The organism is Saccharopolyspora aridisoli (assembly GCF_004348445.1).
GTDB classification, from domain to species: Bacteria; Actinomycetota; Actinomycetes; order Mycobacteriales; family Pseudonocardiaceae; genus Saccharopolyspora; species Saccharopolyspora aridisoli.
On the sequence record NZ_SMKV01000067.1, the window covers coordinates 1 to 7,285 of the forward strand.

9 protein-coding genes are annotated in these 7,285 nt (G+C 69.3%); 5 read left to right on the forward strand and 4 right to left on the reverse strand.

Features of this window, described 5'->3' with window-relative positions; genetic code table 11:
* Positions 1–327 precede the first annotated feature (327 nt).
* On the forward strand, positions 328–1,581 hold the full coding sequence (gene nhaA, locus E1161_RS26755; protein ID WP_268951431.1) for a Na+/H+ antiporter NhaA: 1,254 nt from the start codon (positions 328–330) through the stop codon (positions 1,579–1,581).
* A gap of 44 nt (positions 1,582–1,625) precedes the next feature.
* Positions 1,626–2,126, forward strand: a complete 501-nt coding sequence (locus tag E1161_RS26760) for a phage holin family protein (protein WP_132627519.1) — start codon at positions 1,626–1,628, stop codon at positions 2,124–2,126.
* A 198-nt stretch (positions 2,127–2,324) separates the two neighbouring features.
* Here the strand turns inward: E1161_RS26760 and E1161_RS26765 are convergent, their stop codons facing one another.
* The 4 genes from E1161_RS26765 to nth form a co-directional block, all read right to left on the reverse strand.
* Positions 2,325–3,509, reverse strand: coding sequence for a MarP family serine protease (locus E1161_RS26765; RefSeq protein WP_132627520.1), 1,185 nt, complete (start codon positions 3,507–3,509; stop codon positions 2,325–2,327).
* Positions 3,510–3,607: 98 nt separating this feature from the next.
* Positions 3,608–4,264, reverse strand: coding sequence for an NUDIX hydrolase (locus tag E1161_RS26770; RefSeq protein WP_132627522.1), 657 nt, complete (start codon positions 4,262–4,264; stop codon positions 3,608–3,610).
* A 44-nt stretch (positions 4,265–4,308) separates the two neighbouring features.
* Positions 4,309–4,935: a TlpA family protein disulfide reductase gene (locus tag E1161_RS26775; RefSeq protein WP_132627521.1), complete on the reverse strand. Its 627-nt coding sequence runs from the start codon at positions 4,933–4,935 to the stop codon at positions 4,309–4,311.
* Entirely contained in the window at positions 4,932–5,669 is a 738-nt protein-coding gene (gene nth / locus E1161_RS26780) for an endonuclease III (protein WP_132627523.1), read from the reverse strand. Before nth ends, E1161_RS26775 begins: the two co-directional genes overlap by 4 nt.
* Positions 5,670–5,903: 234 nt before the next feature.
* Between nth and E1161_RS26785 the strand changes: the two genes are divergently transcribed.
* The 3 genes from E1161_RS26785 to E1161_RS26795 form a co-directional block, all read left to right on the forward strand.
* A complete protein-coding gene (locus tag E1161_RS26785; protein WP_029535541.1) occupies positions 5,904–6,158 on the forward strand; it encodes a hypothetical protein in 255 nt (84 codons plus the stop codon).
* Between the two features lie 93 nt (positions 6,159–6,251).
* The gene (locus E1161_RS26790) at positions 6,252–6,926 is read left to right on the forward strand and encodes a Crp/Fnr family transcriptional regulator (RefSeq protein ID WP_093422841.1); all 675 of its coding nucleotides are present in this window, start codon (positions 6,252–6,254) and stop codon (positions 6,924–6,926) included.
* 156 nt (positions 6,927–7,082) lie between these two features.
* Positions 7,083–7,285: hypothetical protein (locus tag E1161_RS26795; protein WP_207920427.1), on the forward strand; the 203-nt coding region annotated here is incomplete at its 3' end.

Here is a 7,285-nt window from a genome sequence, read left to right on the forward strand (position 1 = left end):
TGCCCGAACTCCCCAAGACCCGATCCGGCAAGATCATGCGCCGCCTGCTCCGAGACGTCGCCGAGAACCGCGAAGTCGGCGACGTCTCCACACTCGCCGACTCCTCAGTCATGGACCTCATCTCCAAGGGCCTCAAGTCGGCCGACGACTGATCGTCAACGCAGTTCACGGGAGGGCGTCCGCATTGCGGGCGCCCTCCCATTTTTCTCGCACACCCACTCTGAGCTGCACGAACAGCTTCGCGGAGGTGCTTGAACGGACAAGTGATCGGCCGGACGGATGTTACGCTTGGCTACAGGTGTGCCGGGAAGTCTGGTCGGCGACGGAATCGTGCTGTCCACGAACGGAGCCGCTTTGTCCGACGCCCGCAACCGCGCTCGCACTTTCGACTTCGGGGCTTACCTGCGCACCGAGACCGTCGGCGGCATGGTGCTGCTCGCCGCCGCGGCCATCGCGCTGCTGCTGGCCAACTCCCCCGCGAGCGCCTTCTACACCGCGATCCGCGACTTCGAGGTCGGGCCGCACCTGCTGCACCTCGACCTCAGCATCGGCGAGTGGGCCAAGGACGGCCTGCTCGCGATCTTCTTCTTCGTCGCCGGCCTGGAGCTCAAGCGCGAGCTGGTGATCGGCGAGCTGTCCAACATCCGCAGCGCGCTGCTGCCGGTGATCGCCGCCATCGGCGGCATGGTCGTGCCCGCCGGGCTGGCGTTCGCGGTCAGCGTCGGTGCCCCCGGTCACGAGACCGCGTGGGCGATCCCGGTGGCCACCGACATCGCCTTCGCGCTCGGCGTCCTCGCGCTGACCGGGTCCTGGATGCCGACCGCCGCCCGGGTGTTCCTGCTCAGCCTCGCCGTGGTCGACGACCTCGGCGGCATCATCGTGATCGCGGTCGTGTTCACCTCCGGTCTGGACCTGCTGGCGCTGCTGGCCGCCGTCGCGCTGTGCGCTCTGTACTGGTTCCTGCAGCACAAGCGCATCCGCTCGTCGTGGATCTACGTTCCGCTGGCCCTGGCGACCTGGATCGCGGTGCACAGCTGCGGCATCCACGCCACGATCGCCGGCGTCGCGCTGGGCCTGCTCACCCGCGTCCGCACCGACCCCGACGAGGGGGCGTCCCCGGCGATGCGGCTGGAGCACCGGATGCAGCCGTGGTCGGCGGGCCTGGTGGTGCCGGTGTTCGCATTCTTCGCGGCCGGGGTCCCTGTCGACGGCGAGGCGCTGACCTCCATGTTCGCGGACCGGGTAGCGATCGGCGTGATGGTCGGCCTGGTGGTCGGCAAGTTCGTCGGCATCTTCGTCACCTCGTTCATCGCCGTGAAGTTGCGCATCGGCGACAAGCCGAGCTCGGTGTCCTGGGTGGACATGGGCGCGTTGGCGATGCTCGGCGGCGTCGGGTTCACGGTCAGCCTGCTCATCACCGAACTCGCGCTGGAGGGCGCGGCCGCCGAACGCGCCAAGGCCGCAGTGCTCATCGCCTCCGCGGTCGCCTCGCTGCTGGCCGCTGCGGCGCTGGTCCGGAAGGGGCGCAGGCTCAACGGCGACTCCGCTGATGAGACCGGCGGGAATGTCACTCACGGGTAACGCACAGCGAGTCGCTGAGCAAGGATGTGATCTCCCGTGGCACGATGGTTCGCGTGAACAGCGCCCAGAAGAGCACCAACGGCAGCCGCGAAGGTGCGGAGTGGAGTTCGGTCAACTCCATCCCGTTGTCCGAGGAGGGCACAGCTCCTGACGGGCAGTCCATCGGCGCGTTGGTCAAAGACGCCACGACGCACCTGTCCACGCTGGTCCGCTCCGAGGTGGAGCTCGCCAAGTCCGAGCTCGCCGGTGAGGTCAAGAAGGCCCTCAAGGGCAGCGTCTTCTTCATCCTGGCGCTGTCCGTGCTGGTCTTCAGCCTGTTCTTCCTGTTCTTCACCGCCGCGGAGGGCCTGCACGCCCTCGGCCTGTGGCGCTGGGCCGCGTTCGGCATCGTCTTCCTGGCGATGCTGCTGGTCGCCGGTCTCTTCGGGCTGCTCGGTTTCCTGAAGGTCCGCAAGCTCAGCGCGCCGAAGCGCACGATGGCGTCCCTCAAGGAGACCAAGAACATCACCAAGCGCCGCCAGTCAGAGGAGCCGGCCGAAGGCTGACGGATCGGGCGCTCACACTCACGTCGAAACCGCGGCGGACTCAGGTCCGCCGCGGTTTTCGCACCGCATGGCGCGTTTAGGAGGTGCCCGGGAACCTCACCGGGCGGTTCCGGTCCGAGCTGTCCGGACGAAGAGGACGTCGATCATGGACGGCTCGGGCCCAGTACCGCCTCAGGCGAATCGCTCCAGGCCCTGGGATCAGTTCGTGCAGTTGCCCGTGGCGACCGGGGTGTCCAGGTGCGGAGCCGCCTCGACCTCGTCGGCGACCTCGTCGGCCGTGAGGGCGAAGCCCGTCTCCGGGTCGTCGACGGCCGCACCGAAGACGACACCGACCACGTTCCCGCTGGGGTCGATCAGCGGGCCGCCGGAGTTGCCGCTCTGCACCCGCCCGCGGACCGTGTAGACGTCGCGGACCACGGTCGCGTTGTCGTAGATGTCCGGCCCGCGCAACCGGATGCGCTCCCGGATGCGACCGGCCGAAGCCGTGTAGGGCCCGTCGAGCGGGTAGCCGAGCGCGATCGTGTCGTTGCCGGGGCGGGCCGCCTGCGAGGCGAAAGCCATCGCCTCGGCGTCGAGGTCCGGGACCGCCAGGATCGCCAGGTCCACGTCCGGCTTGTACATCACGACCTCGGCGTCGAAGTCGCCGCGCCCGATCTCGATGGCCACCCTGTCGGTACCCGCCACGACGTGCGCGTTGGTCATCACCCGGTGCGGCGCCACCACGAAACCGGTGCCCTCCAACGCGCGGGCGCACGAAGTCGCCCTGCCGCGGATCTTGACCACGCTGGGCTGAGCGTTGCGCACCACGTCGCTGCCGGCGAGCGCCGGGTCGGGAGGTGCGATCTCGGCGACCGGGGTCTCCGAGAACGGTTCCAGTGCCTCCGGGAAACCCGACATGCCGAGCATCTTGCGCAGGTCGTCGGGCAGGGCCCTGGCCTGCGGGGGCATCACCGAGTTGACCGCGCTGAGCACCTGCGAACGGCTCAGCGCCGCCGCCAGGCCGGGCAGCGCGGTGGCCGAGGTGAATGGCAGCGCGACCAGCCAGGCCACGACCAGCACCGCGATGAACTGCAGAACCGAGCCCAGAGCGTTGTCGACCCCTGCGAGCCGAGGCGAGGTGATCCGGTCCCGCAACTCGCGGCCGGCCCACATCCCGAAGGTCTCACCGAAGGCGACCAGCAGGACCACGATGCCGACGCCGAAGGCCAGCCGGGCGACCGGGCTGTCCAGGGTGTCCAGCAGCAGCGGCGCCACCTTCAGACCCACCACGGCTCCGACGAACACGCCCACGAAGGACAGCAGCGCGGTGACCAGACCGCTCCGAGCCCCGGAGACCGCGGCGAGCAGTGCCAGCAGCACCACCAGCAGGTCGACCCAGTTCACCCACTCACCCCTCGCGATGGACGATCAGCCGCACCACCGTCTCATGGTTCGACAACAGAACGGCCAAGCCGGGCTTCCAAGGAGGTCTTCGCCACCCCTCAGGAACGCCCCAAACCGATCTCGTCGGCCTCTTCGGCCGCCCTCCAGGCTTCGTCCAGCTCGCGCACGTCAGCCCGGTTCCAGCTGCGCGACCAACCAGCCAGTTCGAGCAGTCCGGCCAGCAGCCCGCCGGTGAAGCCCCAGACGAGCATGCCCGGGACCAGGAACGCTGGACCGACCATTCCGCTGGTCAGCCGCACCCTCACCCGGTTCTCGGGGTCGGTGAGCCAGGAGATCGGCACCCGGGCCACGGCCGCGGTCTCACCCAGGTCGACCGGCGCGACCGGCGAAGGCTCGACCCAGTGCGCGAGCACCGGGGTCACCCGGAAACCGCTGTGCGGAACGTGCAGTTCCGGCAGGGTCGCAACGGGCCGGACGCCCTCGACCCGCACCCCCACCTCCTCGACGGCCTCACGCAGCGCGGCGTCCACCGGGCCGGAATCGACATCGTCGAGCGCGCCTCCGGGGAAGGCAACCTGACCGGGATGCGAGTTGAGCCCGTCGGCGCGGCGCAGCAGCAGCACCTCGGGGCCCTGCTCGCCTTCGCCGAGCAGGATCAGCACCGCGGCGGGACGGGCGGAGGACGGCGGCGAGTCCTTCGGCCAGCCGAAGTGCCCGGGATCGAGGTCAGCGGTGCGCTTGACCAGCGTCCGCATCCATTCGGGCAGGTCAGCGGGATCGACCAGCGGTCCGTTGTCGCTCACTGACCCCCCAGGGTTCGCTCGACGGCGGCCCGAACCTCGTGCGGGGATTCGAACGCGACCGGTGGATCGATGCGCCGGACCTCGCCGGAAGCCGTCACCACGTAGCTGACCGGCAGCACGTTGGGAGACCGCAGCGCTGCCCGCGCCCGGTCGTCGCCGTCATGCAGGTTCGGGAAGTGAACGCCGAGCGAGCGCAGCAGGTCAAGACCCTCCGCCGCGCCGCTGTCGACCTGCACTCCCAGCACCCGGACCGCTCCCGGCTCGGTGCTGTAGGCCTGCAACGCGGGCAGCTCCGTGCGGCACGGAACGCACCAGGTGGCCCAGAGGTTGATCAGCGTCGGACCGCCGGAGGCGGCCTCGGCCAGGTCGACGGGCCCGCCGTCGGCCAGGCACTGCAGCGACGTGCCCGCCAGTTCGGTGGGTCCGCCGGTTCCAGCCGGGCACGCCTGCAGAGCGGCAGCGGCGCGGTGCTGCGGATCGATCCGTTCCGCCGGTGGCGGAGCTGCGGAAGGGCCCTGCTGCTGATCTTGGCCGCGCGGCCACAGCGCGACCGCCGCGAGGACGGCGAGCACGACGACCACGACGGTCCACTGGAGCTCGGACCGGTAGGCACGGAGGTTCACGCCACCGGCTCCTTGGCCGCTTGGCTCTCGATGGTCTTGTCCGGGACCTCGTCGACGATGCCCGCAAGTTCCAGCAGTCGCGGCGTCTCCGGGCCCCTGACCAGCTTCGCGGCCTCCACGTGGTCGGTCGGCCCGGCGCCGTAGGAAGGGCAGTCCTTGGCCAGCAGGCACGCGCCGCAGGCCGGTTTGCGGGCGTGGCAGACCCGACGGCCGTGGAAGATCACCCGGTGGGACAGCATCGTCCACTCCTTGCGGGGAATCAGCTCGCCGATCGCGTGCTCGACCTTGACCGCGTCCTCGAGCTCGGTCCAGCCCCACCGGCGCACCAGGCGACCGAAGTGGGTGTCCACGGTGATCCCCGGGACGTCGAAGGCGTTGCCGAGGATCACGTTGGCGGTCTTGCGCCCGATCCCGGGCAACCTGACCAGCTGGTCGAGCTCTCCGGGAACCTCGCCGCCGTGCTTGTCGACGAGCGCGGCGCCCAGCCCCATCAGCGACGCCGCCTTGTTCCGGTAGAAGCCGGTGGACCGGATCATCTCCTCCAGCTCGGTCCGCTCGGCTCCGGCGTAGGCCTCGGCCGTCGGGTACCGGCGGAACAGCGCGGGCGTGACCTCGTTGACCCGCTTGTCGGTGCACTGGGCGGACAGGATGGTCGCGACCGCGAGTTCCAGAGGCGTGTTGAAATCAAGCTCGCAATGCGCGTCCGGATAGGCTTCGCCGAGGGCGCGCAGCATGCGCCTCGCTCGCCGGACGAGTCCCAACCGGGTCTCCTCCTTGTTCCTGGACCGGGATACGACCTGGTCGGGAGATGGTCCAGCGGACTTGGCGCGGGTGTTTCGGGCAGGCTCCGGCACCCCACCAGACTACGGAGGAGCACGGACACGGAAGGTGGCGGTACTGTCACCCGCCCTGCGAATCGACCCCCGGTTGAACCGGCGTCGAAGGTATGAGCGAGGATTCACACCATGATGGCTGCCTGGTTCGTCATCGTCGTACCGCTCGTGATCATGTTCTTCACGCTCTTCATGGAGCGCGTGGAAGCCCGCCTGCGGCATGTGGCGGTGCAAGAGAACGAGGTGGAGGAATTGCTGGAGAACGCCCGGCCTGATGAGGTGCGGGCGCTGTTCCGGCAAGGTATTGGACGTGCGCTGGAGCTTTTCCAGCTACGCAGGGTGGGACGCGCCGGTAGGCTACGTACCCGCCGTTCGCGCGACCAGTCTTAGAATTACTGGTAGTGATCGGCGGCACATCGCCAGACACGCTGACGCGGGTCCGGCACCACAGACAGCCGCCGCGTCTCAACATGGAGGGACGAGGTGGACGAGACCCTGGCCCGAGCCGGCATCTTCCAAGGCGTGGAGCCGGCCGCGGCGGAGGCACTGGCACAGTCGCTGGAACCTATCGAGTTCCCGCGCGGACACGTGATCTTCGCCGAGGGCGAGCCGGGTGACCGGCTCTACATCATTCAGTCCGGCAAGGTGAAGCTCGGGCGCAAATCCCCGGACGGCAGGGAGAACCTGCTGGCGATCATGGGGCCGTCGGACATGTTCGGCGAGCTGTCCATCTTCGACCCCGGGCCGCGGACTTCGACCGCGACCACGGTCACCGAGGTGCGCGCGTTGAGCATGGACCGCGGCGCTCTGCGGCAGTGGATCGCCACTCGCCCTGAGATCGCCGAGCAGCTGCTGCGCGTGGTGGCTCGCCGCCTGCGCCGCACCAACGGCATGCTCGCCGACCTGATCTTCACCGACGTTCCGGGACGCGTCGCCAAGGCGCTGCTGCAGCTCGCTCAGCGCTTCGGCAGCCAGGAAGCGGGCCTGCTGCGGGTCACCCACGACCTGACGCAGGAGGAGATCGCGCAGTACGTCGGCGCCTCGCGGGAGACCGTGAACAAGGCGCTCGCGGACTTCGCGCACCGCGGCTGGCTGCGTCTTGAGGGCAAGAGCGTGCTGATCCTTGATCCGGAGCGCTTGGCCCGCCGCGCTCGCTGAGCGGCGACGTCACACATATCGCGAAGCCGACGCGCGTCCTTTGCGTGCGCGTGGCAGCCGGAATACGTCCGTGAAATTCACGTTGAACCTCGAGCGCAACGCGGTCCACCCCTGCTACGTCCAACGGCCGAACGCAAAGGCGAAAGGGGTCTGTGGATGAATTCCACGATGGTGATCGCGCTGGTGGCAATGGTCCTGGCGATCATGTTGGTGATCACGGTGCGGACGGCGATGAGCAAGTCCAACCGGGCTGAAGGCCGTCGCCGCAAGCGGGTCGGCAGCTCGTTCGTCGGCACCACCGGGGCCAGCAGCAACCACGACGCCGGTTGGGGCGGCTTCGACGGCGGCGGCATCGGGGG